Source organism: Streptomyces daghestanicus (assembly GCF_020521275.1).
GTDB classification, from domain to species: domain Bacteria; phylum Actinomycetota; class Actinomycetes; order Streptomycetales; family Streptomycetaceae; genus Streptomyces; species Streptomyces griseoviridis.
On the sequence record NZ_BNDX01000008.1, the window covers coordinates 230822 to 255699 of the forward strand.

Here is a 24878-nt window from a genome sequence, read left to right on the forward strand (position 1 = left end):
CATGACCAGCACCACGCCCGAGGTCCTCCGGGAGACCACCCTGCTGCGGTTCGCGACCGCCGGTTCGGTCGACGACGGCAAGTCCACCCTGGTGGGCCGGCTGCTGCACGACTCCAAGTCGGTCCTCACCGACCAGCTGGAGGCCGTGCAGCGCGTCTCCGCCAGCCGCGGCCAGGACACCCCCGACCTGGCGCTGCTCACCGACGGCCTGCGGGCCGAACGCGAGCAGGGCATCACCATCGACGTGGCCTACCGCTACTTCGCCACCCCCCGGCGCCGCTTCATCCTCGCCGACACCCCCGGCCACGTGCAGTACACCCGCAACATGGTCACCGGCGCCTCCACCGCCGAACTCACCGTCATCCTCGTCGACGCCCGCAACGGCGTCGTCGAACAGACCCGCCGCCACGCCGCCATCGCCGCCCTCCTCCGCGTCCCGCACGCCGTCCTCGCCGTCAACAAGATGGACCTCGTCGGCTACCAGGAGTCCGTGTTCGCCGCCATAGCCGAGGAGTTCACGGCGTACGCGACCGAGCTGGGCCTGCCGTCCTGCACGCCGGTCCCGGTCTCCGCGCTCGCCGGGGACAACGTCGTGGACCGCTCGGCGCACATGGACTGGTACCGGGGGCCGTCCCTGCTGGAGTTCCTGGAGAGCGTGCCGGTCGCCACCGGGCCGGCCGCGGCACCGGCCCGTTTCCCCGTGCAGTACGTGATCCGGCACGGCGAGGACCGCCACTACGCGGGCCAGCTTGCCTCGGGCGCGCTGCGCGTCGGCGACCGGGTGACCGTGCACCCCTCCGGGGAGACCTCCACGATCACCGGCATCGACGTGCTCGGCACCCCGGCCGGGGCGGCGTACGCCCCGCAGTCGGTCAGCCTGCGCCTCGCCGACCAGCGGGACGTCTCCCGCGGCGACATGATCACCGCGGGGGTGGACGCGCCGGCGCTCACCCAGGACGTCCGGGCCGCCGTCTGCCACCTCGCCGACCGGCCGCTGCGTACCGGGGACCGGGTACTGCTGCGGCACACCACCCGGACGGTCCGGGCGATCGTCGAGGACCTCGCGGGCGCCGGGGAGCTGGCCGCCAACGACCTGGGCCGGATCACCCTGCGCACCGCCGAGCCGCTGCCGCTGGACGACTACGCCGTCTCCCGGCGCACCGGCGCGTTCCTGCTGGTCGATCCGGCCGACGGGGCGACGCTCACCGCCGGGATGGTCACGCTCGACGCCCCGGCGTGAACCGGTCCGCGCGCCCGGTCGGCGGCGGCCGGCTGCCGGCCCGGTAGGGGGCGGGCCAGCCGGCGCCCGGACCGGTGTAGCCCTGCTCGGCGGCGGCGTGCAGCGTCCAGTGCGGGTCGTACAGGTGCGGACGGGCCAGTGCGCAGAGGTCGGCCCGGCCGGCCAGCACCACGGTGTTGACGTCGTCCCAGGAGGAGAGGGCGCCGACCGCGATCACCGGGACGCGGGCGTCGTGGCGGACCCGTTCGGCGTACGGCGTCTGGTACGACCGTCCGAACTCCGGGCGTTCGTCGGCCACCACCTGCCCCGTCGACACGTCGATCGCGTCGGCGCCGTGCGCGGCGAAGGCCCGGGCGATCACCACGGCGTCGTCGGCCGTGGTGCCGCCCTCGGCCCAGTCGGTGGCGGAGATCCGTACCGTCATGGGCCGTTCCTCGGGCCACACCGCGCGTACGGCGTCGAAGACCTCCAGCGGGAAGCGGAGCCGTTTCTCCAGGGTGCCGCCGTAGGCGTCGGTGCGGTGGTTGGTCAGCGGGGAGAGGAACCCGGACAGCAGATAGCCGTGCGCGCAGTGCAGTTCGAGCAGGTCGAACCCGGCCCGCGCGGCCCGGCGCGCGGCGGCCGTGAACTGCTCCCGCACGTCGGTCAGTTGAGCGCGTCCGAGGCAGCGCGGGGTCTGGCTGCGCGGGGTGTACGGCAGCGGGGAGGCGGCCACCAGCGGCCAGTTGCCGTGGGGCAGGGGTTCGTCCATGCCCTCCCACATCAGGCGGGTCGAGCCCTTGCGCCCGCTGTGCCCGAGCTGCACGCCGATCGCGGTGCCCGGTGCCCGAGTGTGGACGAAGCGCACGATCCGCCGCCACGCCTCGGCCTGCGCCGGGGTGTACAGGCCGGTGCAGCCGGGCGTGATCCGGCCCTCGGGGCTGACGCAGACCATCTCGGTCATCACCAGGCCGGCGCCGCCGAGGGCGCGGGCGCCGAGGTGGACGAGGTGGAAGTCGCCGGGGACGCCGTCGACGGCGGAGTACAGGTCCGTCGGGGAGACGACGACCCGGTTGCGCAGGGTGAGTCCGCGCAGCCGGAACGGGGTGAACATCGGCGGGGTGCCGGGCGGGCAGCCGAACTCCCGCTCCACGGCCCCGGTGAAGGCGGGGTCGCGCAGCCGCAGGGTGGCGTGGGTGACGCGGCGGCTGCGGGTGAGCAGGCCGAAGGCGAACCGGCGGGGCGGCCGGGCGAGGTGGCGGGCCGCGTCCTCGAACCACTCCAGGCTGGCGCGGGCGGCGCGCTGCGCGGAGGCGACGGCGGGACGCCGCTCCTCCTCGTAGGCGGCGAGCGCCCGCTCGGTCGTGGGCTGCTCCGCCAGGTGGGCGGTGAGGGCGACGGCGTCCTCGACGGCGAGCTTGGTACCGGAGCCGATGGAGAAGTGGGCGGTGTGGGCGGCGTCGCCGACGAGGACGACGTTGCCGTGCGACCAGCGGTCGGTGACGACGGTGCGGAAGGCGGTCCAGGCGGAGCGGTCGGTCCGCAGGGGCCGGCCACCGAGCGCGTCCGCGAAGATCCCGGCGCACCGGTCGATGGACGGGCGCGGGTCGGCCGCGTCGAAACCGGCCCGGCGCCAGACGTCCTCCCGCATCTCGATGACGACCGTGGAGGCGCCGGGGGCGTACGGGTAGCCGTGCAGCTGCATCACGCCGTGCTCGGTCTCGGCGAACTCGAAGCGGAAGGCGTCGAAGGCGATGTCGGCCGCCAGCCAGATGTAGCGGCAGCGGTGAGGGGTGACGCGGGGCCGGAGGACGTCGGCGAACGCGGCGCGGGTGGCGCTGTGGACGCCGTCGGCGGCGATGACGAGGTCGTGCGTCTCGGCCAGCCGGGAGGCGGGCGGGGCCTCGGTGCGGAAGCGGAGGTCCACGCCGAGGGTCTGGCAGCGGGTGCGGAGGACGTGCAGGAGGCGGCGGCGCTCCAGGGCGGCGAAGGCGTGGCCGCCGCTGCGCTGCCGGATGCCCCGGTGGACGATGTCGATGGCGTCCCAGTGGACGAACTCGCCGCGCAGGGCCTCGTGGATCTCCGGGGCGGCGTGTTCGATGCCGCCGAGGGTCTCGTCGGAGAGGACGACGCCGAAGCCGAACGTCTCCGACCTGGGGTTGCGTTCCCAGAGGGTGACCTCGTGGGCGGGGAAGCGGTGCTTCAGCAGGGCCGCGGCGCAGAGGCCGGCGGGGCCGCCGCCGATGACCGCGGTTCTCCGCGGGTGCGTGGTGGCCGGTCGCGCCCCGCGGCGGGGCCGCGCGTCGAAACGGTCCCGCGCCCCTGGCGGCGTGCCGGTCACCGTCGGTTCCACTGTGGCGGGCGCCGCTCCGCGAACGACGCGTGGAACTCGGCGTAATCGCCTCCCGTCATCAGCAGTGCCTGGGTCGTCGCGTCCAGTTCGATCGCGGCGGACAGGGGCATGTCCAGTTCGGCCGTGAGGAGGGCCTTGGTCTGGGCGTGGGCGAGGGCGGGCCCGTCGGCGAGGCGGTGGGCCAGGGCGTGGGCGGTCTCGTCGGCGCGGCCCTCCTCGGCGACTTCGCTGACCAGGCCGATCCGCTCGGCCTCCGGGGCGCGCACGGGGTCGCCGAGCATCAGCAGCCGCGTGGCGTGGCCGAGGCCGACCACGCGGGGCAGCAGGTACGCGGCGCCCATGTCGCCGCCGGAGAGGCCGACGCGGGTGAAGAGGAACACGAAGCGGGCGCCGGGGTCGGCGACCCGGAAGTCGGCGGCCAGCGCGAGGACCGCGCCCGCGCCCGCCGCGACGCCGTGGACGGCGGCGATCACCGGGAACGGGCACTCCCGCAGCGCGCGGACGACCTGGCCGGTCATCCGGTTGAAGTCGAGGAGGCCGGCGGTGTCCAGGGACAGGGTCGCGCCGATGATCTCGTCGACGTCGCCACCGGAGCAGAAGCCGCGGCCCTCGCCGGCCAGCACCAGCGCGCGGACGGACTTCTCCCGGGACAGTTCGGCGAGCAGGTCGCGCAGGTCGGCGTAGGCGCCGAAGGTGAGCGCGTTGAGCTTCTCGGGGCGGGCGAGGGTGACGGTGGCGACGCCGTCGGCGCGGTCGACGCGCAGGTGCCGCCAGGCGGGGGTGGGGGCGGCGGAGCCGGTGAAGGGACTCATGGCGGGCCTCCTCGGGCGGAGCGGCCTCGGCCCTGCCGAAGTTATCACCGAAGTGTGACTGGCGTCACGAGGGCGTTACACATCCGCCGAAGGTCCCGTCCCGTGCCCGTCGAAGGACTCTGCCGGGCGGCGCCGTACCATTCATAAAGTTGAAAGCAGGACAGGACCGCCTGCTCCACGAACGGAAACCGCCGTGCACGATCCCCTTCCCTTCCCCGCCTCCTGGCGCATCGCGCTGCCGCACACCGCCGCGGCCGTGCCGGTGGCCCGTGCCCTGGTCCGTACGGCACTGGCCGAGCTGGAGCACGCCGCCGACTGCGACACCGCGGAGCTGCTGACGGCCGAGCTGGTCGCCAACGCCGTCGAGCACACCTCGGGCGAGACCCCGATCGAGCTGGTGGTGGAGCTGCTGCCGACCGGCTGCCAGGTCGAGGTGCACGACCCCGACCCGGCGCCGCCCGCCGACCTCACCGTGCCGTCGCTGCCCGAGCCCGACCCGTTGCAGGAGGGCGGGCGTGGGCTGCTGCTGATCCGCGCCCTCAGCTCGTCCTGCGGACACCGCCCCACCGGCTCCGGCAAGGCGGTCTGGTTCAGGCTCCCCGCGGTGCCCGCCCAGCGTCGTCCGACGGCGTGACCCCGCCCCGGCCGAGCCGCGAGGTGCGGCGCCCGTAGGCGGCGTACACCAGCAGGCCCGCCACCAGGAACACGCCGAACTGGAGCCAGGTCTCGGCGCCCGTCTCGTAGATCAGGTAGAGGCAGAAGGCGATGCCCAGCAGCGGCGTCACCGGGTACAGGGGGACCCGGAAGGGGCGGGCCAGGCCCGGCTCGCGGCGGCGCAGCGCGAGGACCGCCACATTGACCACGGCCATGGTGGCGAGGGTGCCGATGGTGCACAGGTTGACCACCGAGTCCAGCGAGGCGAACGCGGCCGGCAGGGCGAAGACCAGGCCCACGATCCAGGTGCCGGCGACCGGGGTGGCGGTGCGCGGGGAGACCTTCTCGAAGACGCGCGGGATCAGGCCGTCCCGGGACATGGACATCAGGATGCGGGTCTGGCCGTACATCACGGCGAGGACGACGGAGGCGATGGCGACCACCGCGCCGAAGGCGACGACGGTGCCGCCCACCGAGGAGCCGGTGACCTCGTCGACGACGTAGGAGAGGGCGGCGGGGCGGTCGCCGACCGCGTCGCCGCCGATGGCGCCGATCGCGGCGAGGGCGACCGCGCAGTACAGCAGCGTGACCAGGCCGATGCAGACCAGGATGGCGACGGGGATGTCCCGGCGCGGGTTCTTCGCCTCCTCACCGGCGGTGGTGATCGCGTCGAAGCCGATGTACGAGAAGAACGCGGCGGTGGTGCCGGCGCCGATGCCGCCGAGGCCCGCCGGGGAGAACGGGGTGAGGTTGCCGTCCTCGAACGCGGTGTAGCCGATGGCGCAGAAGGCGACCAGGACGGCCAGCTTGAGCACGGCCATCGCGGCGGTGGCGCGGGCGCTCTCCCGTACGCCGCGAACCAGGAGGACGCAGGCCAGGGCGATGACGACGACGGCGGGGAGGTTGATCACGCCGCCGTCGCCGGGGCCCGCGGACAGGGCGTCGGGGAGCTGGACACCGAGGACGCCGTCGAGCAGTTCGTTGACGTACTGGCTCCAGCCGACCGCGACCGCGGAGACCGAGACGCCGTACTCCAGGAGCAGGCACCAGCCGACCAGGAAGGCCGTGGTCTCGCCGAGCCCGGCGTACGCGAAGGAGTACGAGGAGCCGGAGACCGGGATGGCGCCGCCCAGTTCCGCGAAGGCGAACGCGGTGAGCACGCAGGTGATCGCGGCGAGGACGAAGGAGATCACGACGGCGGGGCCGGCCTCGCCGACCGAGTCGGAGAGGCCGACGAAGATGCCGGTGCCGACGATCGCGCCGACGCCGAAGCAGACGAGCTGGAACAGCCCCATCGTGCGCTTCAGGCCGTGGCCGGCCCGGTCGGCGCCGGACTCGGCCACCAGGAGGTGGGGGGACTTGATGCGGGGCATGCGGGTGGTGCTCGTTTCTGGTGGTGCGGGGGCGCGGGGGTGACGCGCGCGGCGGCACCGGAAGGGGTGGCTCCGGATCGCCGGTCAGGATAGCGGGACGGTTCAGGCCAGGGTGGCGACGAGGACGGCCTTGATGGTGTGCAGCCGGTTCTCGGCCTCGTCGAAGACGACCGAGTGCGCCGACTCGAAGACCTCGTCGGTGACCTCCAGGCTGTCCAGGCCGTGGGCGTCGTAGATCTCCTGGCCGACCTTGGTGCCCAGGTCGTGGAAGGCGGGCAGGCAGTGCAGGAACTTGACGTCCGGGTTGCCGGTGGCACGCAGCACGTCCATGGTCACCGCGTACGGGGCGAGGGCGGCGATGCGCTCGGCCCAGACCTCCTTGGGCTCGCCCATGGAGACCCAGACGTCGGTGGCGACGAAGTCGGCGCCGCGCACGCCCTCGGCCAGGGTCTCGGTGAGGGTGATCCGGGCGCCGCTGGCGCCGGCCAGCTCCTGCGCCCTGTCGACGATCTCCTGGGCGGGCCAGTAGGACTTCGGGGCGACGATCCGGACGTCCATGCCGAGCAGGGCGCCGGTGACGAGGTAGGAATTGCCCATGTTGAAGCGGGCGTCGCCGAGGTAGGCGAAGGCGATTTGGTCCAGGGGCTTGTCGCTGTGCTCGGTCATGGTGAGCACGTCGGCGAGCATCTGGGTGGGGTGCCAGTCGTCGGTGAGGCCGTTGAAGACGGGTACGCCGGCGAAGGCGGCCAGCTCCTCGACCTTGGCCTGGCTGTCGCCGCGGTACTCGATGCCGTCGTACATCCGGCCCAGCACCCGCGCGGTGTCCCGGACGGACTCCTTGTGGCCGATCTGCGAGCCGGAGGGGTCCAGATAGGTGGTGGAGGCGCCCTGGTCGGCGGCGGCGACCTCGAAGGCGCAGCGGGTGCGGGTCGAGGTCTTCTCGAAGATCAGCGCGATGTTCTTGCCGGTCAGGTGGCGCGTCTCGGCCCCGGCGCGCTTCGCGGCCTTCAGCTCGGCGGCCAGCTCGACCAGGCCGCGGAACTCCTCGGCGGTGAAGTCCAGCTCCTTGAGGAAGGGGCGGCCGGCGAGGGCGGTCGGGACAGTCGCCATGGGGGCGCTCCAGGGGGTGCGGGAACGGGGAACTACGGAATACTATACGACGTACTGAATTCTTATACGGTTCATGCGTCCGGTCCGGGCGGTACGGGGTCCGGCCCCCGGAGTCATACGGCGTCCCGCTCCACCGGGCAGCTCATGCAGCGCGGACCGCCCCGGCCCCGGCCCAGCTCGCTGCCCGGGATCTCGATCACCTCGATGCCCTGCTTGCGCAGGTGGGTGTTGGTCGTGACGTTGCGTTCGTAGGCGACGACCACGCCCGGCTCGACGGCCAGCACGTTGCAGCCGTCGTCCCACTGCTCCCGTTCGGCGGCGTGCACGTCCTGCGTCGCGGTCAGCACCCGGATCTCGCTCAGGCCCAGCGCGGCGGCGATCGCGCGGTGCATGTGCTCCGGCGGATGGTCGGTGACCTTCAGCTCCTTGTCGCCGACGCCCGGCTCGATGGTGTAGGAGCGCAGCATGCCGAGCCCGGCGTACTGGGTGAAGGTGTCGCCGTCGACCATGGTCATCACGGTGTCCAGATGCATGAAGGCCCGGCGTTTCGGCAGGTCGAGGGCGACGATGGTGCGGGCCGAGCCGGCCGCGAACAGCTTGTGGGCGAGCATCTCCACCGCCTGCGGGGTGGTGCGCTCGCTCATCCCGATCAGCACCGCCCCGTTGCCGATGACCAGAACGTCCCCGCCCTCGATGGTCGACGGGTAGTCGGCCTGCCCCTCGGACCAGAGGGTGAACCGCTCGTCGCGGAAGAGCGGGTGGTGGCGGTAGATCGCCTCGAAGTGGACCGTCTCGCGCTGCCGCGCCGGCCAGCGCATCGCGTTGATGGAGACACCGTCGTAGATCCAGGCGGAGGTGTCCCGGGTGAACAGGTGGTTGGGCAGCGGGCCGAGCAGGAAGTCGTCCAGCTCCATGGCGTGGAAGCGGACCGAGACCGGTTCGGGGTGGGCGTCCAGGAACTCCCGCTTGGTCATGCCGCCGACCAGCAGCTCCGCCAGCTCGGGCGCGGGCAGGTGCTCCACGGCGGCCCGGAGGTGGTCGGTGGCCAGGACGCCGTACTCCTTCTCGTCGAAGACCCGGTCCAGGATCAGCTCCCGGGCGGCCGGGACGTCGAGGGTCTCGGTGAGCAGGTCACCGAAGAGGTGCACGGTGACCCCGCGGTCGCGGAGCACGTCGGCGAACCCGTCGTGCTCGGCGCGCGCCCGGCGCACCCAGAGCACGTCGTCGAAGAGGAGGGCGTCCTTGTTGCTGGGCGTGAGCCGTTTCAGCTCCAGGTCCGGCCGGTGCAGGATGACGCGGCCGAGCCGCCCGGCCTCGGAGTCGACGTGGAATGCCATGTCTCCATCCTGACCGGTCCGACGGGTGTTCATCCCGCCTCCGGTGATTCTCCGCGCGGGTTCTCCGAGCGGGACGCCGCTCCTCCTCGCAGGCGGCGAGCGCCCGGCCGACGCGGCACCCCGGGGGCGCCCCTCGGGCGCAGGGAGGACCACCGCGCCGCCGGGCGGGCGCACGGCCGCCGCCCGGCCCCGGGCCGTGCTCCCGCCGCTCGGGCGTGAAGGGGGCGTACGACCTGCGGTGCGACCGTGGGCGGGCCGCAGTCTGGGGAGGTCGGCCAGGAACGGAACCAGGGGGACGCCAGTGAGTCATGACGCCTTGATCGCGCACTTCACCGGGGCCTCGGCACTGATCCTGGTGGCCGCGCACGCGGCCGGCTGGCTGGCCCGGCGGCTGCGCCAGCCCTACATCGTGGGCCAGCTCGCCGCGGGCATCGCGCTCGGCCCGTCGCTGCTGGGCGGCCTGGCCCCCGGCGCGTACGCGGCGCTCTTCCCGGCCGCCGTCGGCCCGGCGCTGACCGGTCTCGCGCAGCTCGCCCTGGTGGTGTTCCTGTTCGGGGTGGGCTACGAGCTGGATCTGAAGGTGCTCGGCGACCGGGCGCGGACCTCGGTGACGGTGGCGCTGGCCTCGTTCACGGTGCCCATGGCGGTGGGCGGCGGCTGCGCCCTGCTCTTCGGGGACCAGTTGCACACCCTGGGGATGCCCCGGGACCTCTCCCCCGCCGCCGTGGTCTTCGCGGGGGTGGCGCTGTCGATAACGGCGGTGCCGGTGCTGACCGCCATCGTGCGGGAGAACGGCCTGTCCCGGTCGGTGCCGGGCGTGGTCGCGGTCTCGGCGGCCGGGGTGCTGGACGTGATCGGCTGGACCGTGCTGGCCGGGGCGATGCTGGACAGCGGCGGCGGCGCGCCGGGGCTCGGCTGGCCCTGGCGGGTGGCGCTCGCCGTCGCCTTCGTCACGGTGATGGGGTGCGCGGCCCGGCCGGTGCTGCGGCGGCTGCTGTGGCGGACCCGGCTGGAGCCCTCGCTGCGGCTTGCGCTGCTCCTCGGTTTCGCCCTGGCGTCGGCGTGGGTGACGCACTCCCTCGGGCTGCACGTGATCTTCGGTGCGCTGCTCGCCGGGGTGGTGACGCCCCGCGAGGACGACGGCACCCTCGATCCGGACCTGCTGCGTCCGCTGCACGACGTGGGCTCGCTGCTGCTGCCGTTCTTCTTCGTGGTCTCCGGGCAGGCGGTGACCGTCGGCGGCCTCGGCGCCACCGGCTGGGTCGCGCTGCTGGTGGTGACGGTGCTGGCGGTGGTCACCAAGGTCGGCAGCGGGACGGTCGCCGCCCGGCTGGGCGGCCTCGGCCGGCACGACGCGCGGACCGTGGGGGTGCTGCTCAGCGCCCGGGGCCTGACCGAGCTGATCGCCCTGGAGGCGGGCCGCCAGGCCGGTCTGCTCAGCGGCCCCCTCTACACGGTGCTGGTCCTGATGGCGCTCGCCACGACGCTGCTCACCCAGCCGCTGCTGCGGCTGACCGAGCGGCTGGCCGCCCACGACCGCGCCGCCGCGCCGCCACCGCCCCGGCGGCGGCCCGACGAAGCGGCGGCGACGGCGGCCGCCCGGCTCGGCGACCAGCGCCGGCCGGGCTGACCGGAGCCGGAGCCGGGGCCGGCCGGGCCGCACGAGCACGGCGCCGGCCGGGCCGCCGCGGCTCCGAGGCGCGGGTCGACCGGCTCCGGCTCCAGCGCGAGGACGCCGAAGACCGCCTCGTGCACCCGCCACAGCGGCTCCCCGTCCGCGAGCCGGTCCAGGGCCTCCAGACCGAGGGCGTACTCGCGGGCCGCCAGCGACCGCTTGTGGTGCAGGGACCGCTGCCGCAGCCGGGCGAGGTTCTCCGGGCGGGTGTACTCGGGGCCGTAGACGATCCGCAGGTACTCACGGCCCCGGCACTTCACGCCGGGCTGGACGAGCCGCCCCCGCTCGTCGCGGACGAGGGCGCCGACCGGCTTGACGACCATGCCCTCGCCGCCCCGGCCGGTCATCTCCCGCCACCAGTCGACACCGGCCCGCCCCGACCCGGGGTCGCCGGTGTCGGCGTACAGGCGACGGGTGGTGTGCGGCGGGCCGCTGCCGTCGTGCTCTACCACGCGGTCGATGAGCGCGAGCTGTTCGTCGTGCGGCAGCGCGGCCAGGCCGCGGCCCTGGACGGCGAGGAGCTGGAACGGCGCGAGCCGTACGCCGTCCAGGCCCCGGGTCGGCCAGCAGTAGCGGCGGTAGGCGTCGGTGAACGCGGCGGCGTCGGCGGCCCGCCCGCGCTGCCGCTCCAGCAGGCCGGTGGCGTCCACGCCCCGCGCGGCGGCGCCCTCCAGCGCGGCCAGCGCGCCCGGGAAGACGGCTCCCGAGGCGGCGCCGACCGCCGCGTACGGGGCGCGCAGCGGCAGCGGCTCGGCCGCGCGCTCCGGGCGGGCCGCGCAGACGCCGCGCGGGGCGCTGGAGAAGGCGGCGCTCAGGGCGACGGCGAGGAGGGAGGAGGCCGCGTAGGGGCGGTCGTTGACGTACTGCGCGAGCGCCGCGTCGGGGGCGCCGCCGCGACCCTTGCCCCTGCCCCGCCGGACCAGGGCCACGGCGTCCGCCTCCAGCAGCAGCGCGGCCGTGCAGCGCTGCTGGTCCGCCTCCGGGTGGAACACGTGGGCCGTGCCGGAGGAGGTGGCGAACGCCTGCGCCTTCTCGGGGTGCTTGTGCGGCAGGAAACCGAGGTCGGTGGCGGGGCGTCCGGGGGTGCCGGTGGTGGTGACGGTCAGGAACATGGGCCCGAGTCTTCGGGGCGGCGGTGCGGGTGACCAGTTGGTTTCCGGGCCGGGGCGGCCCGCCGCGGCGGGCCGCCCCGGCCGGGCGGTCACGCGAGCTGGGACTGGACCTGCGCGGAGATCAGCTCCAGGTGGTCCAGGTCGTGCAGGTCGAGGACCTGGAGGTAGACGCGCTGGGAGCCCGCCTCGGCATAGCGGCCGATCTTGTCGACGACCTCGGCCGGGGAGCCGGCCAGGCCGTTGGCCTTCAGCTCGTCCACCTCGCGGCCGATGACGGCGGCCCGGCGGGCGACCTCGGCGTCGTCCTTGCCGACGCAGACCACGAGGGCATTGGAGTAGGTCAGCGCGTCGGCGCCGCGCCCGGCCTCCTCGGCGGCGGCCCGGACCCGCGCGAACTGGCGCTCGGTGTCCTCGATCGAGGCGAACGGGATGTTGAACTCGTCCGCGTACCGGGCGGCGAGGCGCGGGGTGCGGGTGGCGCCGTGGCCGCCGATGAGGACGGGGACCCTGGACTGGGCCGGCTTGGGCAGCGCGGGCGAACCGGTCAGGTCGTAGAACTTCCCGTGGAAGTCGAAGGTCTGGCCGGCCTCCGTCGCCCACAGGCCGGTGACGATGGCGAGCTGCTCCTCGAGGCGGCCGAACTTCTCCTTGGGGAAGGGGATGCCGTACGCCTTGTGCTCCTCCTCGAACCAGCCCGCGCCGAGGCCGAGTTCGACCCGGCCGCCGGACATCTGGTCGACCTGCGCGACCTGGATGGCGAGTACGCCGGGCAGCCGGAAGGTGCCGGCGGTCATCAGCGTGCCGAGGCGGATGCGCTTGGTCTCGCGGGCGAGCCCGGCCAGGGTGATCCACGCGTCGGTGGGGCCGGGGAGTCCGTCCGCGGACCCCATCTTCAGATAGTGGTCGCTGCGGAAGAAGGCGTCGAAGCCGAGGTCCTCGGTGGCCTTGGCGACGGTGAGCAAGGTGTCATAGGTGGCCCCCTGCTGGGGCTCGGTGAAGATGCGGAGATCCATGCCTTCCATCCTGCACGCTCCGCCGCCGCCCGGTGCGCAGGGACGGCCCGTGCCCCGCCGTCAGCCCGCCTCCCGGGCCGGGACGCCGTCCTCCTCCGCCAGCCGGCCCAGCATGTGCAGGACCCGGTCCCGGGACTCGTCGGCCGCGTCGATGGCCTCCACACACTGCCAGTAGGTGCCCTCGTCGTCCACCGCGCAGGCGATGGCGACCAGGGCTATGCCGGTCTCCGCGAGGAGGGTGCCCAGGCGCACCAGGGTCTGGCGGGCGTCGCCCAGTTCGGTGAGCTGGGCGGCGCGCAGCTCACCCGCGGGCAGCTCGGGGGTACCGAGCACACCGCAGCCGCGCCCCGCCAGCTCGGTCAGTCCCAGCGCCTCGCCGCGCAGCGCGGCCGGCCCGAGGACCGCCAGGCGGCTCCCTATGGCCTGGGCCAGGGCCTGCGCCTGCCATACCTCCGCCAGCATGTGCGGCACATCGCCGCCGGCGGTCAGGGCACGTCTGCTCGCCACGATGAGCCGCACCGCGTCCATGGGCCGTCCCCGTCTGTCCCGACGCGCTCGTCACGCGTCCGCCCGAACTCCGTTGTCCACTTACCCCGTTGTCCACTACCCAGAGTGAGGGCAAGGGTCGCGAAAAGCCAGAGGAAGACGGAAATCTCTGGACAACAATTCGGTTTCGGGCGGCCCTTCCTTCACGTTGAGTGATTACGGAGCGGGCGGGTCCGGTGCCGGGAACCGCTGTTCGTTGCGGTCGATCTTCGCCGCCAGCGCGGCCAGCGGGTCGATGTCCAGCACCTCGCAGAACTGCAGCAGATACGCCAGCACGTCGGCGACCTCGTCCCGCACACGGTGCGCGGTGCCGGGGTCGTCCATCACCCGGGCCGACTCCTCGGGTGTCAGCCACTGGAAGATCTCCACGAGTTCGGCCGCCTCCACGCTGAGCGCGGCGACGAGGTTCTTCGGGGTGTGGTACGGCTGCCAGTTCCGCGCGGCGGCGAACTCGGCGAGGCGGCGCCGCAGCGCCGTCACGTCCGGGGGAACGTCCGCGGGAGAGTCCGAGGGGACGGCCGGGGGCACGTCCTGGGGGTCGCCGCTCACCGGTCCGTCACATCCCGGCGCTCTCCATCAGACCGGTGACCTCGGTGCCGGCCGGTGTGAGCAGGAACACGTTCCGGTCGACCCGGTGCATGCCGCTGGCGAGGCCGAAGACGACCCCCGTGCTGAAGTCCAGGACGCGCTTGGCGACATCGGTCTCCGCGCCCGTCAGGTCCAGCAGCACCGGGATGCCCGCCATCAGCGTCTCGGCGACCTCGCGGGCGTCCGCGAACACATTGACCCGCATCACCACGAAACGCCGCCGGGCCTCGGTCTCCGCCTCCGGCAGGGCGCGATGGCCCACCGAGGACGGCCAGGCGTCGCGTCCACGCAACGGAACGACCTGGGCGAGCCCCTCCCATTGTTCATCGGTGACGTCGTGACCGTTCACCGGCTCCCCCCGCTCCGACTCGCCTTCAATGCCTGCACCAGCCAATTCTTACGCCAAGTCACCCGTTCGGCCCAACAGCGACACGGACCGCGACGCCCCTCGCGCACATGCCGGGCGTGAAGGAGCATCGTAGGGCGGCGCCGGCCGGGCCGTGGCGCCGGCCGTGCCGCCGGCCCGCGCCACGGCCCGGGTCCGCCTCAGACCGTGCGGTCGGCCTCGTCCTGACGGCTGGCCAGCGCCCAGATCACGAAGACGTCGATGGCGATCTGGATCACCGACCAGACGGGGGCGTACGGCAGGAACAGGAACTGGGCGACGAGGCTGAGCGAGGCCAGCGCGATGCCCGCGAAGCGCGCCCAGGCCATGTCCTTGAGCAGGCCGTAGCCGGTCACCAGGAGCAGCGCGCCGAGGACGACGTGGACGACGCCCCAGCCGGTGAGGTTCATCTCGTACACGTAGGTGCCGATGCGGGCGTACACGTCGTCCTCGGCGATCGCGGCGATGCCCTGGAGCACGGCGAGGGCGCCGTTGACCAGCATCAGGACACCCGCGAAGACGACGCCCCCGGTCACCCAGCCTCGGTGCCGGCCGGAGGTGCGGGCGGGGGACGGTGCGGCGTGCTGGGTCATGGGCGGGTCCTTTCCTCGCGGTTGCTCCGAGCGTCCGGCGGGCCGGGCCCGGGGACCACGCGGGGGACGCCGAACGGGTGAACGGAGCGAAGGGGGGTTTATGGCGCAGAACGTGCGGCCGGGCCCGGTGTCGCCTTGACTGGCCGCACACACAGGCGGAACGCGGCGGAGGACCCCATGACCACGCCCGCGGACGCGGCCGGGCCCCCGGCCGGGCGGTCGCTGCGGCAGACCGTGCTCGACCGCGGCTATCTGCGGCTGTTGCTGCTGTGCGTGCTGCTGGGCGTGCCGATCGCGCTCGCCTGCTTCTTCTTCGTCGGCCTCCAGCACCAGCTCCAGCACTGGGTGTGGACGGCGCTGCCCGAGGCGGCCGGGTACGACCGCCCGCCCTGGTGGTGGCCGCTGCCCGCACTGCTCCTCGCGGGGCTGCTGCTGGCCCCGGTGGTGACCCGGATGCCGGGCGGCGGGGGCCATCTGCCGGTCGACGGGCTGGGCGGCGCGCCCGTGGGCCCGAGGGCGCTGCCCGGAGCGGTGCTGGCCGCGCTGGCGACGCTGCCGCTCGGGGTGGTCCTCGGCCCGGAGGCCCCGCTGATGGCGGTCGGCAGCGGGCTGGCCCTGCTGGCGGTCTCCCGGACGGCCCGGCCCGGTCCGGCAGCGCGCGCGGTCCTCGCGACGGCGGGTTCCACGGCCGCCATCTCCACGATCCTCGGCGGTCCGGTGGTCGCGGCGGTGCTGCTCATCGAGGGCGCCGGACTCGGCGGCACCCGGATGGTCGCGCTGCTGCTGCCGTGTCTGCTGGCCAGCGCGGCGGGGGCGCTGGTCTTCACCGGCTTCGGCGACTGGACCGGGCTGAGGATCGGCGCGCTCGCCCTGCCCGGCGTACCGCCGCCGGCCGGTCCGGACGCGGCGGACTTCCTGTGGGGGCTGCCGGTCGCGGCGCTGATCGGCGCCCTGATCACGCTGGGGCGGGCGCTGGGCCGTCGCACGGTCTCCTGGACGCGCCGGCGCACGGCCGTGCGGACGGTGCTGTGCGCGGTGTTCGTCGGGGTGTGCCTCAGCGCGTACGCCCTGGTCACCGGGCGTTCCCCGGCCGAGGCCGCGCTGTCCGGACAGGCCGCCCTCGCCGACCTGGCCGCGCGTCCGCACACCTGGCCGGTGGGCGCGCTGGTCGCGCTGGTGGTGTGCAAGGGGCTGGCCTGGGGCGTGGCGCTCGGCGCGCTGCGCGGCGGCCCCGTCTTCCCGGCGGTGCTGCTCGGCACGGCGACGGCGCTGGCCTGCGCCGGGCTGCCCGGATTCGGCACGGCCCCGGCGCTCGCGCTCGGCATCGCGGCGGCCGGGGCGGCGGTGACCGGGCTGCCGCTGGCCAGCGCGGTGCTCGCGGTGCTGCTGACCGGGAAGGACGCCCACGGCCAGATGCCGCTGATCGTGACGGCGTCGGTCGTCTCGTTCCTGGTCGCGCAGCTCGTACGGCGGCCCCCGCCCCCGGAGGAGGCGGCGCGGTGACCGGGTGGCGGACGGCCCGTCCCTGGGTGACGCGGACGGCCGTCGCGGCGGTCGTCGTCACGGCGTACTTCGTGCTGCCGCTCGACCATCTGGGGCCGGGGCGGCCGGTGCTCAGCTGGACGGTGTTCGGGCTGCTGCTCACCTGTGTGGCGGGGCTGCTGCTGCGCCAGGTCCGCCACGTCCTGACCGAGCGCCCCGGGACCCGGCCGGGGCTGGCCATCGCGCTGCTGATGGTCCTGTCCGTGCACGTCTTCGCCGCCGCGTACTACGCCCTCGCCAGACAGCCCGGCGAGTTCTCCGGGCTGCGCACCCGCGTGGACGGCCTGTACTTCACCGTGGTCACGCTGGCCACCGTCGGCTACGGGGACATCACCCCGCGGGGGCAGGCGGCGCGGGTGGTGACCGTCGTGCAGATCGGCTACACGTTCGTCTTCCTGACGGCCGCCGCGACCGCGCTGTCCCAGCGGGTGCGCAGTGTGGTCCTCGGCCGGACGGGCGGCCGCGGCTGACGGACCGGGCCGGATGGCGGTCCGTGACCGACGGTGACCACGCCGGGCGCGCTTGTCACCGTACCGGCCGGAGCACTACGGTCGTCACGCCTTGGTGAACGGGAAATCGGTGCGAAACCGGTGCGGCCCTCGCCACTGTGATCGGGAAGTCCGGCTCCGGCCCCTCGCCAGGGGGCAGCCACTGGGTCCTCGGACCCGGGAAGGCGGAGTGCGGGCGGTGGTACCCGCCAGCCAGGAGACCGGCCAAGGCGCGTCGTCCATCCACGAGGTGCTGGAGAGGGTCTGCCGAGTCATGCACATAGCCGAGGGCTTTCTGCCTCCGGCGCACGCGATCGCCTGGGGTGTCGCGTCCGCGCCGTTCGTCGTCCACGGAGTACGTTCCCTCACCCGTGAGGTCCGCGAGCATCCCGAGAGCACCCTGCTCCTCGGTGCCGCCGGGGCCTTCACGTTCGTCCTGTCCGCCCTGAAACTGCCCTCGGTGACCGGGAGTTGCTCCCATCCCACCGGCACCGGGCTCGGGGCCGTCCTGTTCCGGCCGCCGGTCATGGCGGTGCTCGGCACGATCACGCTGCTGTTCCAGGCGCTGCTGCTCGCACACGGCGGGCTGACCACGCTCGGCGCCAACGTCTTCTCCATGGCGATCGCCGGGCCGTGGGCCGGCTACGGCGTCTACCGGCTGCTGCGCCGCCTGGACGTGCCGCTGATGGTCACGGTGTTCTGCGGCGCGTTCGTCGCCGACCTCGCCACGTACTGCGTGACCAGCGTCCAGCTCGCGCTGGCCTTCCCCGACCCGGGCAGCGGGTTCTGGGGCGCGCTGGGCAAGTTCGGGTCGATCTTCGCGGTCACGCAGGTTCCGCTGGCGGTCAGCGAGGGCCTGCTGACGGTGCTGGTGATGCGGCTGCTGGTGCGGTCCAGTGAGGGCGAACTGACCCGGCTGGGCGTGCTGGTGGCCCGTACCGGCGAGCGGGCGGCGGTGGCACGGTGAAGCGGAACACACGGATCAATGTGCTGTTGCTGCTGGCGGTGGCCGTCCTCGCGGTGGCCCCGCTGGTGTTCGGGCTCGGCGACCACAAGGAGGAGCCGTTCGCCGGGGCCGACGCCGAGGCGGAGACGGCGATCACGGAGATCGACCCGGACTACGAGCCGTGGTTCTCGCCGCTGTACGAACCGCCGTCCGGCGAGATCGAGTCGGCGCTGTTCGCCGTGCAGGCGGCGCTCGGCGCGGGGGTGCTGGCCTACTACTTCGGGCTGCGGCGGGGCCGGCGGCAAGGGGCGGAACGGGCCGGGGCGGCGCGGACCGCGGGCGAAGGGGACTGAGTGCTGCCGATCGACGCGGCGGCGCACGCCAGCGCGTGGCGCCGCCGGCATCCCGTGGACAAGGCCGTGCTCGGGCTGGGCCTGACCGTGCTCGCCGTCGGCCTGCCCGCCTGGCCGGGCGCCGCCCTGGTGCTGGTGACGGCGCTCGTGGTGCTGCTCGGCCCGGCGCGGGTGCCGGCGCGGCGGCTGTGGCGGGCGTACCGGGTGCCGCTGGGGTTCTCCGTGACGGGCGCGCTGCCGCTGCTGGTGCGGGTCGGTGGCGGGGACGGGTTCGCGGGGTGGGCGCCCGGCGGACCGGCGCACGCCGGCGAGCTGCTGCTGCGGACCTCGGCGGCCTCCCTCGGGGTGCTGCTGTTCGCGTTCACCACCCCCCTGTCCGATCTGCTGCCCCGGCTGGTGCGGGCCGGGGTGCCGGCGCCGGTCGTGGACGTCGCGCTGGTGACGTACCGGATGAGTTTCCTGCTGCTGGACTCCGTGCGCCGGGTGCGGGCCGCGCAGGCGGCGCGGCTCGGCCACACCACACGGGCGGCGGCGTGGCGTTCGCTGGGCGGGCTGGGCGCGACCGCGTTCGTGCGGGCCTTCGACCGGGCGGCGCGGCTGCAGACCGGCCTCGCCGGACGCGGTTACGACGGCACCCTGCGGGTGCTGGTGCCGCAGGCGGCCGTGTCCGCGCGGTTCACGGCGGGCAGCGTCGCGCTCCTCGGCCTGCTGGCCGCCCTGGCCTTCGCGCTGCGGGGGCCGCTGACATGAGCGAACCGGTACCGCTCGCCCTGCGGGGCGCGTCCTTCGCCTACGAGGACGGTCCCGTCGTCCTGGACGGCCTGGACTTCGAGGTGCGCGCCGGGCGGGCGCTGGCGCTGCTGGGCCGCAACGGCAGCGGCAAGACGACGCTGCTGCGGCTGCTCAGCGGCGGACTGCGGCCGGACGCCGGGCGGCTGACGGTCGACGGGGAGCCGGTGACGTACGGGCGGGCGGGGCTGACCCGGCTGCGGACCACCGTGCAACTGGTCGTGCAGGACCCGGATGACCAGCTCTTCGCGGCATCCGTCGCGCAGGACGTGTCGTTCGGGCCGCTCAACCTCGGCCTGCCCGACCCGGAGGTGCGGGCGCGGGTCGGCGAGGCGCTGGCCGCGCTGGACATCGCGTCGCTGGCCGACCGGCCCACCCATCTGCTCTCGTACGGGCAGCGCAAACGGGCCGCGATCGCGGGGGCGGTCGCGATGCGGCCGAGGGTGCTGATCCTGGACGAGCCGACCGCCGGGCTCGACCCGGACGGCCAGGAACGGCTGCTGGCCACGCTGGACGGCCTCCGGGCCGCCGGTACGACGGTGGTGCTGGCCACCCATGACGTGGACCTGGCCCTGCGCTGGGCGGACGACGCCGCGCTGCTCACCCCGGAGGGCGCGCACACCGGCCCGGCCGCCGTGACGCTGGCCCGCCCCGATCTGCTGCGGCGGGCGGGACTGCGGCTGCCGTGGGGCGTCGCGGTGGCCGGGCTGCTGCGCGCGCAGGGGCTGCTGGCGGAGACGGCACCGGGTCCGCGCACGGCGGAGGAGCTGGCGGCGGTGGTCGGGCCGCCGGGGACGGCGTAGGAACCCGGGGGCCGCTGTCCCCGGGGCGTCCCACGCGTCCCACGCACCCCTGTCGCCGAGCTGGTGACGCGTGTCACATTCCGCTCGGCCGGACGGGCGAGCGTCGCACGTCACAGCACCGGAGAGAACAAGGTCACAAGTGCGCCCTCTGCTGCCCGTCCGCCCTCCTGCCCTAGCATCCGAGCATGACGGTCCTGCCTGACGACAGGCTTCCGCTGGCGGCCGAGTTCCCTGACGCGACACATGAGCAGTGGCAGCACCTCGTGGCGGGTGTCCTGCGCAAGTCCGGCAAGGAGGTCTCGGACGCCGAGGCGGAGCAGACCCTGTCCACCGCGCTGGAAGACGGGCTGCGCGTCCGGCCCCTGTACACCGCGCGCGACGCCGCGCCCGACCCCGGGCTGCCGGGCTTCGCGCCGTTCGTGCGCGGCGGCCGGGCCGCGGGGCACACCCCGGGCGGCTGGGACGTGCGCCAGCGGCACACGGTCGCGGACCCGGCCGCGGTCCTCGCCGACCTGGAGAACGGCGTCGGCTCCCTGTGGCTGGCCGTCGGCGCCGGCGGCGGCTTCCCCGTCGCCTCGCTCGGCCACGCCCTCGACGGCGTCCTCCTGGACCTGGCACCGGTCGCCCTGGACGCCGGCGCGGAGACCGGGCCGGCCGCGCGCGCCCTGTTCGCCCTGTACGAGGAGCGCGGCGTCGCCGCCGGCGCGGTGCGCGGCACCCTGGGCGCCGACCCGCTGGGCCACGGGGCCCGCACGGGTGAGCCGTACGCCTTCGCCGCCGTCGCCCAGGAGGTCCTGCGGTGCGCGGACGCGTATCCGGGGCTGCGCGCGATGACCGTGGACGCGCTGCCGTACCACGAGGCCGGCGGCTCGGCGGCGCAGGAGCTGGGCTGCGCGCTGGCGACCGGGGTGGCCTACCTGCGGGAGCTGACGGCGGCCGGGCTGAGCGCCGGACAGGCCCTCGGACAGCTGGAGTTCCGGTACGCGGCCACCGCCGACCAGTTCCTGACCATCGCCAAGCTGCGGGCGGCGCGGCGGCTGTGGGCGCGGGTGGCCGAGGTCTGCGGGGCGCCCGGGGCGGGCGCGCAGCTCCAGCACGTGGTGACCTCGCCGGTGATGATGGCCCGCCGCGACCCGTGGGTGAACATGCTGCGCACCACCGTCGCCGCGCTGGCCGCCGGGGTCGGCGGCGCGGACGCCGTGACGGTGCTCCCCTTCGACCACGCGCTGGGCCTGCCGGACGCGTTCGCGCGCCGGATCGCCCGCAACACCTCCACCATCCTCATCGAGGAGTCGCACCTGGCCCGGGTGATCGACCCGGCGGGCGGCTCCTGGTACGTGGAGCGGCTGACGGACGAACTGGCGCACGCCGCCTGGGAGTTCTTCCAGGAGATCGAGCGGTCCGGCGGCCAGGCGGCGGCCCTGCGGTCCGGTCTGGTCGGCGACCGGCTGGCCGCGACCTGGGCCGAGCGGTCGAAGAAGCTCGCCACCCGGCGGGAGCCGGTGACCGGCGTCAGCGAGTTCCCGCACCTCGCCGAGCAGCCGGTGGTCCGCGATCCCGCTCCCCGGCCGCCGTCGGGCGGGCTGCCCCGGGTGCGGCGGGACGAGGCGTTCGAGGCGCTGCGGGCCCGCAGCGACGCCCACCTCGCCGCGACCGGCGCCCGGCCCCGGATCCACCTCGCGGCCCTCGGTCCGGCCGCCGCGCACACCGCCCGGCTCTCCTTCGCCGCCAACCTCTTCCAGGCCGGCGGCATCGAGACCGTCACCGAGGGCCCCTTCGAGGAGAGCGGAGCGAGGGAGGCGTGCCTGTGCTCCAGCGACGCGGTGTACGGGGAGCAGGCCGAGTCCGCCGCCGCCGCGTTGCGGGAGCGGGGCGCCGGTCACGTGTTCCTCGCGGGCCGTCCGGGCCCGTACGCGGGCGTGGACACCTACGTGTTCGCGGGCTGTGACGCCGTCGCCGTGCTCTCCGCCACCCTCGACCGCATGGGAGTGTCCTGATGTCCGTCCCCGACTTCTCGGCGATCGCGCTGGGCACCCCGTCCGCCGACGCCGGGCCCGACGAGTGGCGGGCGGCGGTGAAGAACGCCGCCGACGGGTCCGACCTGCGCTGGGAGACCCCGGAGGGCATCACCGTCAAGCCGCTGTACACCGGGCAGGACGTGGAGGGCCTGGACTTCCTCGGCACCTACCCGGGCATCGCCCCGTACCTGCGCGGCCCGTACCCGACGATGTACGTCAACCAGCCCTGGACGATCCGGCAGTACGCGGGGTTCTCCACGGCGGAGGAGTCCAACGCCTTCTACCGCCGCAACCTGGCCGCCGGGCAGAAGGGCCTCTCCGTCGCCTTCGACCTGCCCACCCACCGGGGTTACGACAGCGACCACCCCCGCGTCACCGGGGACGTCGGCATGGCGGGCGTGGCGATCGACTCGATCCTCGACATGCGGCAGCTCTTCGACGGCATCCCGCTGGACCGGATGACGGTGTCGATGACGATGAACGGCGCGGTGCTGCCGGTGCTGGCGCTGTACATCGTGGCGGCGGAGGAGCAGGGCGTGCCGCCGGAGAAGCTCGCCGGGACCATCCAGAACGACATCCTCAAGGAGTTCATGGTCCGCAACACGTACATCTATCCGCCGAAGCCGTCGATGCGGATCATCTCCGACATCTTCGCGTACACCTCGCGGCGGATGCCCCGCTACAACTCGATCTCCATCTCCGGCTACCACATCCAGGAGGCGGGCGCGACGGCCGACCTGGAGCTGGCGTACACCCTCGCGGACGGGGTCGAGTACATCCGGGCGGGCCGGGAGGCGGGCCTGGACGTGGACGCGTTCGCGCCGCGCCTGTCGTTCTTCTGGGCGATCGGCATGAACTTCTTCATGGAGATCGCCAAGCTCCGCGCGGCCCGGCTGCTCTGGGCGAAGCTGGTGAGGCAGTTCGACCCGCAGAACCCCAAGTCGCTGTCGCTGCGCACCCATTCGCAGACGTCGGGCTGGTCGCTGACCGCGCAGGACGTGTTCAACAACGTCACGCGGACGTGCGTGGAGGCGATGGCCGCCACGCAGGGCCACACCCAGTCGCTGCACACCAACGCCCTCGACGAGGCGCTCGCGCTGCCCACCGACTTCTCCGCGCGCATCGCCCGCAACACCCAGCTCCTCATCCAGCAGGAGTCGGGCACCACCCGGGTCATCGACCCGTGGGGCGGCAGCGCCTACGTGGAGAGACTCACGTACGACCTGGCCCGCAAGGCGTGGCAGCACATCCAGGAGGTCGAGGCGGCGGGCGGCATGGCGCGCGCCATCGACGCGGGCATCCCCAAGCTGCGCATCGAGGAGGCCGCCGCCCGCACCCAGGCCCGGATCGACTCGGGGCGCCAGCCGGTGATCGGCGTCAACAAGTACCGGGTCGACACCGACGAGCAGATCGACGTGCTCAAGGTCGACAACTCCTCCGTGCGCGCCCAGCAGATCGAGAAGCTGCGGCGGCTGCGCGCGGAGCGCGACGAGGGTGCCTGCCGGGCCGCGCTGGACGCGCTGACCCGGGCCGCCGGGGGCGACGGCAACCTGCTGGAGCTGGCGGTGGACGCGGCCCGCGCGAAGGCGACGGTCGGGGAGATCTCCGACGCGCTGGAGAAGGTCTACGGACGGCACGCGGGCCAGATCCGTACGATCTCCGGGGTGTACCGCAACGAGGCAGGGGAGGCGCCGAACGTGGACCGCACCCGGACCCTGGTGGACGCGTTCGCCGAGGCCGAGGGCCGCCGGCCGCGGATACTGGTCGCCAAGATGGGCCAGGACGGCCACGACCGGGGGCAGAAGGTCATCGCCTCCGCCTTCGCCGACCTCGGCTTCGACGTGGACGTCGGCCCGCTGTTCCAGACCCCGGCCGAGGTGGCCCGGCAGGCGGTCGAGGCGGACGTGCACATCGTCGGGGTGTCGTCGCTGGCCGCCGGGCACCTCACCCTCGTACCGGCGCTGCGCGAGCGGCTCGCCGAGGAGGGCCGGGAGGACATCATGATCGTGGTCGGCGGGGTGATCCCGCCGCAGGACGTGCCCGTGCTGAGGGAGATGGGCGCGGCGGCCGTCTTCCCACCCGGCACGGTCATCCCGGACGCCGCGTACGACCTGGTGGCGAAGCTGGCGGCCGACCTCGGCCACGGCGAGCTGTGATGCTGGACGCCGACGGTTACGTCAAGGGCGTCCTGGACGGCAAACGGGCGGTGATCGCGCGTGCGATCACCCTCGTGGAATCGACCCGCCCGCAGCACCGGGCGCTCGCCCAGGAGGTGCTGACCGCGCTGCTCCCGCACAGCGGCCGGGCCCGTCGGATCGGGGTCAGCGGGGTGCCGGGCGTCGGCAAGTCGACGTTCATCGACGCCTTCGGCACGATGCTGACGGGCCTGGGTCACCGGGTGGCGGTCCTCGCGGTGGACCCGTCCTCCAGCCGGACCGGTGGTTCCATCCTCGGTGACAAGACGCGGATGGAGCGCCTCGCCGTCGACCCGGCGGCGTTCGTCCGCCCCTCCCCCACCGCCGGCACGCTCGGCGGGGTGGCCAAGGCGACACGCGAGTCCATCGTGGTGATGGAGGCGGCCGGCTACGACGTGATCCTGGTGGAGACGGTCGGCGTGGGCCAGTCGGAGACGGCCGTCGCGAACATGGTCGACAGCTTCCTCCTGCTGACCCTGGCCCGCACCGGCGACCAGTTGCAGGGCATCAAGAAGGGCGTCCTGGAACTGGCCGACGTCATCGCCGTCAACAAGGCCGACGGCCCGCACGAGCGCGACGCGAAGGCCGCCGCCCGCGAACTGGCGGGTGCCCTGCGCCTGATGCACGGCAAGGACGCCTTCTGGACCCCGCCGGTCCTGCACTGCAGCGCCCGCGAGGCGACCGGCCTGGACACCGTCTGGGACCGCCTGGAACAGCACCGCACCCTGCTGGACTCCACCGGCCGCCTGGCGGAGCGCCGCCGGGACCAGCAGGTCGACTGGACCTGGACGATGGTCCGCGACGAACTGCTGGGCCGCCTGCACGCCGACCCGGCGGTCCGCGCGCTCGCCCCGGACCTGGAGCGGCGGGTCAGGGCGGGCGAGGTGACGGCGACGCGGGCGGCGGAGGAGATCCTGGACGCCTTCGGGGGCACCGGCGGCCGGTAGATATGCTCGCGCGGTGACCAAGTACGA

Annotated in this window: 22 protein-coding genes, 1 pseudogene and 1 riboswitch; of the genes and pseudogenes, 12 read left to right on the forward strand and 11 right to left on the reverse strand. The window is 74.3% G+C overall.

The window, feature by feature from the left end:
- Nucleotide 1 precedes the first annotated feature (1 nt).
- Entirely contained in the window at nucleotides 2–1240 is a 1239-nt protein-coding gene (locus Sdagh_RS10485) for a sulfate adenylyltransferase subunit 1 (RefSeq protein ID WP_226535005.1), read from the forward strand.
- On the opposite strand, the gene Sdagh_RS10490 is transcribed toward Sdagh_RS10485, so the two are convergent.
- Nucleotides 1218–3560 (reverse strand): bifunctional salicylyl-CoA 5-hydroxylase/oxidoreductase, encoded by a 2343-nt coding sequence (locus Sdagh_RS10490; protein WP_370594929.1) that lies wholly within the window; start codon nucleotides 3558–3560, stop codon nucleotides 1218–1220. The two genes, Sdagh_RS10485 and Sdagh_RS10490, sit on opposite strands and share 23 nt — an antisense overlap.
- A complete protein-coding gene (locus Sdagh_RS10495; RefSeq protein ID WP_190011900.1) occupies nucleotides 3557–4384 on the reverse strand; it encodes an enoyl-CoA hydratase family protein in 828 nt (275 codons plus the stop codon). Before Sdagh_RS10495 ends, Sdagh_RS10490 begins: the two co-directional genes overlap by 4 nt.
- A 193-nt stretch (nucleotides 4385–4577) precedes the next feature.
- Here Sdagh_RS10495 and Sdagh_RS10500 point away from each other — a divergent pair, with 193 nt between their 5' ends.
- The gene (locus Sdagh_RS10500) at nucleotides 4578–5018 is read left to right on the forward strand and encodes an ATP-binding protein (RefSeq protein WP_189423874.1); all 441 of its coding nucleotides are present in this window, start codon (nucleotides 4578–4580) and stop codon (nucleotides 5016–5018) included.
- Here Sdagh_RS10500 and Sdagh_RS10505 read toward each other — a convergent pair.
- From Sdagh_RS10505 to Sdagh_RS10515, 3 genes are all read right to left on the reverse strand, one after another.
- The gene (locus Sdagh_RS10505; protein ID WP_189423872.1) at nucleotides 4975–6411 is read right to left on the reverse strand and encodes an amino acid permease; all 1437 of its coding nucleotides are present in this window, start codon (nucleotides 6409–6411) and stop codon (nucleotides 4975–4977) included. The genes Sdagh_RS10500 and Sdagh_RS10505 overlap by 44 nt on opposite strands.
- A 102-nt stretch (nucleotides 6412–6513) precedes the next feature.
- A complete protein-coding gene (argF, locus tag Sdagh_RS10510) occupies nucleotides 6514–7521 on the reverse strand; it encodes an ornithine carbamoyltransferase (RefSeq protein WP_189423870.1) in 1008 nt (335 codons plus the stop codon).
- Between the two features lie 113 nt (nucleotides 7522–7634).
- Complete coding sequence (locus tag Sdagh_RS10515) at nucleotides 7635–8858, reverse strand: arginine deiminase (RefSeq protein ID WP_189423868.1); 1224 nt, start codon at nucleotides 8856–8858, stop codon at nucleotides 7635–7637.
- A gap of 301 nt (nucleotides 8859–9159) precedes the next feature.
- On the opposite strand from Sdagh_RS10515, the gene Sdagh_RS10520 reads away from it, so the two are divergent.
- Nucleotides 9160–10488, forward strand: coding sequence for a cation:proton antiporter (locus tag Sdagh_RS10520; protein WP_189423866.1), 1329 nt, complete (start codon nucleotides 9160–9162; stop codon nucleotides 10486–10488).
- Between the two features lie 65 nt (nucleotides 10489–10553).
- Here the strand turns inward: Sdagh_RS10520 and Sdagh_RS10525 are convergent.
- From Sdagh_RS10525 to Sdagh_RS10550, 6 genes and pseudogenes are all read right to left on the reverse strand, one after another.
- Nucleotides 10554–11672 (reverse strand): annotated as a pseudogene (locus tag Sdagh_RS10525) (polynucleotide kinase-phosphatase); the annotation flags it as partial.
- Nucleotides 11673–11734: 62 nt separating this feature from the next.
- A complete protein-coding gene (locus Sdagh_RS10530; protein WP_189423864.1) occupies nucleotides 11735–12658 on the reverse strand; it encodes an LLM class F420-dependent oxidoreductase in 924 nt (307 codons plus the stop codon).
- Between the two features lie 60 nt (nucleotides 12659–12718).
- Nucleotides 12719–13186, reverse strand: coding sequence for a DUF6099 family protein (locus tag Sdagh_RS10535; RefSeq protein WP_189423863.1), 468 nt, complete (start codon nucleotides 13184–13186; stop codon nucleotides 12719–12721).
- 174 nt (nucleotides 13187–13360) lie between these two features.
- Nucleotides 13361–13732 (reverse strand): nucleotide pyrophosphohydrolase, encoded by a 372-nt coding sequence (locus tag Sdagh_RS10540; protein WP_190011953.1) that lies wholly within the window; start codon nucleotides 13730–13732, stop codon nucleotides 13361–13363.
- Between the two features lie 28 nt (nucleotides 13733–13760).
- Nucleotides 13761–14141, reverse strand: a complete 381-nt coding sequence (locus Sdagh_RS10545; RefSeq protein WP_189423861.1) for a cell division protein SepF — start codon at nucleotides 14139–14141, stop codon at nucleotides 13761–13763.
- 197 nt (nucleotides 14142–14338) lie between these two features.
- Nucleotides 14339–14770 carry a DUF7144 family membrane protein gene (locus Sdagh_RS10550; RefSeq protein ID WP_189423859.1) on the reverse strand — a complete coding sequence of 144 codons (432 nt, stop codon included), beginning with the start codon at nucleotides 14768–14770 and terminating at the stop codon, nucleotides 14339–14341.
- A 177-nt stretch (nucleotides 14771–14947) separates the two neighbouring features.
- Here Sdagh_RS10550 and Sdagh_RS10555 point away from each other — a divergent pair, with 177 nt between their 5' ends.
- The 9 genes from Sdagh_RS10555 (at nucleotide 14948) to meaB (ending at nucleotide 24851) form a co-directional block, all read left to right on the forward strand.
- On the forward strand, nucleotides 14948–16273 hold the full coding sequence (locus tag Sdagh_RS10555) for a chloride channel protein (protein WP_189423857.1): 1326 nt from the start codon (nucleotides 14948–14950) through the stop codon (nucleotides 16271–16273).
- The gene (locus Sdagh_RS10560; RefSeq protein ID WP_189423855.1) at nucleotides 16270–16782 is read left to right on the forward strand and encodes a potassium channel family protein; all 513 of its coding nucleotides are present in this window, start codon (nucleotides 16270–16272) and stop codon (nucleotides 16780–16782) included. Before Sdagh_RS10555 ends, Sdagh_RS10560 begins: the two co-directional genes overlap by 4 nt.
- A gap of 75 nt (nucleotides 16783–16857) precedes the next feature.
- Nucleotides 16858–17044: riboswitch (cobalamin riboswitch) on the forward strand.
- 30 nt (nucleotides 17045–17074) lie between these two features.
- Nucleotides 17075–17767 carry an energy-coupling factor ABC transporter permease gene (locus Sdagh_RS10565; RefSeq protein WP_189423853.1) on the forward strand — a complete coding sequence of 231 codons (693 nt, stop codon included), beginning with the start codon at nucleotides 17075–17077 and terminating at the stop codon, nucleotides 17765–17767.
- A complete protein-coding gene (locus Sdagh_RS10570; RefSeq protein ID WP_190011906.1) occupies nucleotides 17764–18099 on the forward strand; it encodes an energy-coupling factor ABC transporter substrate-binding protein in 336 nt (111 codons plus the stop codon). The genes Sdagh_RS10565 and Sdagh_RS10570 overlap by 4 nt, the downstream gene beginning before the upstream one ends.
- On the forward strand, nucleotides 18100–18849 hold the full coding sequence (gene cbiQ, locus Sdagh_RS10575; protein ID WP_189423849.1) for a cobalt ECF transporter T component CbiQ: 750 nt from the start codon (nucleotides 18100–18102) through the stop codon (nucleotides 18847–18849).
- A complete protein-coding gene (locus tag Sdagh_RS10580) occupies nucleotides 18846–19691 on the forward strand; it encodes an energy-coupling factor ABC transporter ATP-binding protein (RefSeq protein ID WP_189423847.1) in 846 nt (281 codons plus the stop codon). The genes cbiQ and Sdagh_RS10580 overlap by 4 nt, the downstream gene beginning before the upstream one ends.
- Nucleotides 19692–19876: 185 nt before the next feature.
- Nucleotides 19877–21688: a methylmalonyl-CoA mutase family protein gene (locus tag Sdagh_RS10585; protein WP_189423837.1), complete on the forward strand. Its 1812-nt coding sequence runs from the start codon at nucleotides 19877–19879 to the stop codon at nucleotides 21686–21688.
- Complete coding sequence (gene scpA / locus Sdagh_RS10590) at nucleotides 21688–23865, forward strand: methylmalonyl-CoA mutase (protein ID WP_189423836.1); 2178 nt, start codon at nucleotides 21688–21690, stop codon at nucleotides 23863–23865. Before Sdagh_RS10585 ends, scpA begins: the two co-directional genes overlap by 1 nt.
- A complete protein-coding gene (gene meaB / locus Sdagh_RS10595) occupies nucleotides 23865–24851 on the forward strand; it encodes a methylmalonyl Co-A mutase-associated GTPase MeaB (RefSeq protein ID WP_190078315.1) in 987 nt (328 codons plus the stop codon). Before scpA ends, meaB begins: the two co-directional genes overlap by 1 nt.
- Nucleotides 24852–24878: the final 27 nt, after the last annotated feature.

What these genes read in the sequence shown, in the direction of transcription:
- Sdagh_RS10485 (WP_226535005.1), top strand. Translation starts at nt 2, where the DNA reads ATGACCAGCACCACGCCCGAGGTCCTCCGGGAGACCACCCTGCTGCGG.
- Sdagh_RS10495 (WP_190011900.1), bottom strand. Translation starts at nt 4,384, where the DNA reads ATGAGTCCCTTCACCGGCTCCGCCGCCCCCACCCCCGCCTGGCGGCAC.
- Sdagh_RS10505 (WP_189423872.1), bottom strand. Translation starts at nt 6,411, where the DNA reads ATGCCCCGCATCAAGTCCCCCCACCTCCTGGTGGCCGAGTCCGGCGCC.
- argF (WP_189423870.1), bottom strand. Translation starts at nt 7,521, where the DNA reads ATGGCGACTGTCCCGACCGCCCTCGCCGGCCGCCCCTTCCTCAAGGAG.
- Sdagh_RS10515 (WP_189423868.1), bottom strand. Translation starts at nt 8,858, where the DNA reads ATGGCATTCCACGTCGACTCCGAGGCCGGGCGGCTCGGCCGCGTCATC.
- Sdagh_RS10530 (WP_189423864.1), bottom strand. Translation starts at nt 12,658, where the DNA reads ATGGATCTCCGCATCTTCACCGAGCCCCAGCAGGGGGCCACCTATGAC.
- Sdagh_RS10535 (WP_189423863.1), bottom strand. Translation starts at nt 13,186, where the DNA reads ATGGACGCGGTGCGGCTCATCGTGGCGAGCAGACGTGCCCTGACCGCC.
- Sdagh_RS10550 (WP_189423859.1), bottom strand. Translation starts at nt 14,770, where the DNA reads ATGACCCAGCACGCCGCACCGTCCCCCGCCCGCACCTCCGGCCGGCAC.
- Sdagh_RS10555 (WP_189423857.1), top strand. Translation starts at nt 14,948, where the DNA reads ATGACCACGCCCGCGGACGCGGCCGGGCCCCCGGCCGGGCGGTCGCTG.
- Sdagh_RS10565 (WP_189423853.1), top strand. Translation starts at nt 17,075, where the DNA reads ATGCACATAGCCGAGGGCTTTCTGCCTCCGGCGCACGCGATCGCCTGG.
- Sdagh_RS10580 (WP_189423847.1), top strand. Translation starts at nt 18,846, where the DNA reads ATGAGCGAACCGGTACCGCTCGCCCTGCGGGGCGCGTCCTTCGCCTAC.
- Sdagh_RS10585 (WP_189423837.1), top strand. Translation starts at nt 19,877, where the DNA reads ATGACGGTCCTGCCTGACGACAGGCTTCCGCTGGCGGCCGAGTTCCCT.
- scpA (WP_189423836.1), top strand. Translation starts at nt 21,688, where the DNA reads ATGTCCGTCCCCGACTTCTCGGCGATCGCGCTGGGCACCCCGTCCGCC.
- meaB (WP_190078315.1), top strand. Translation starts at nt 23,865, where the DNA reads ATGCTGGACGCCGACGGTTACGTCAAGGGCGTCCTGGACGGCAAACGG.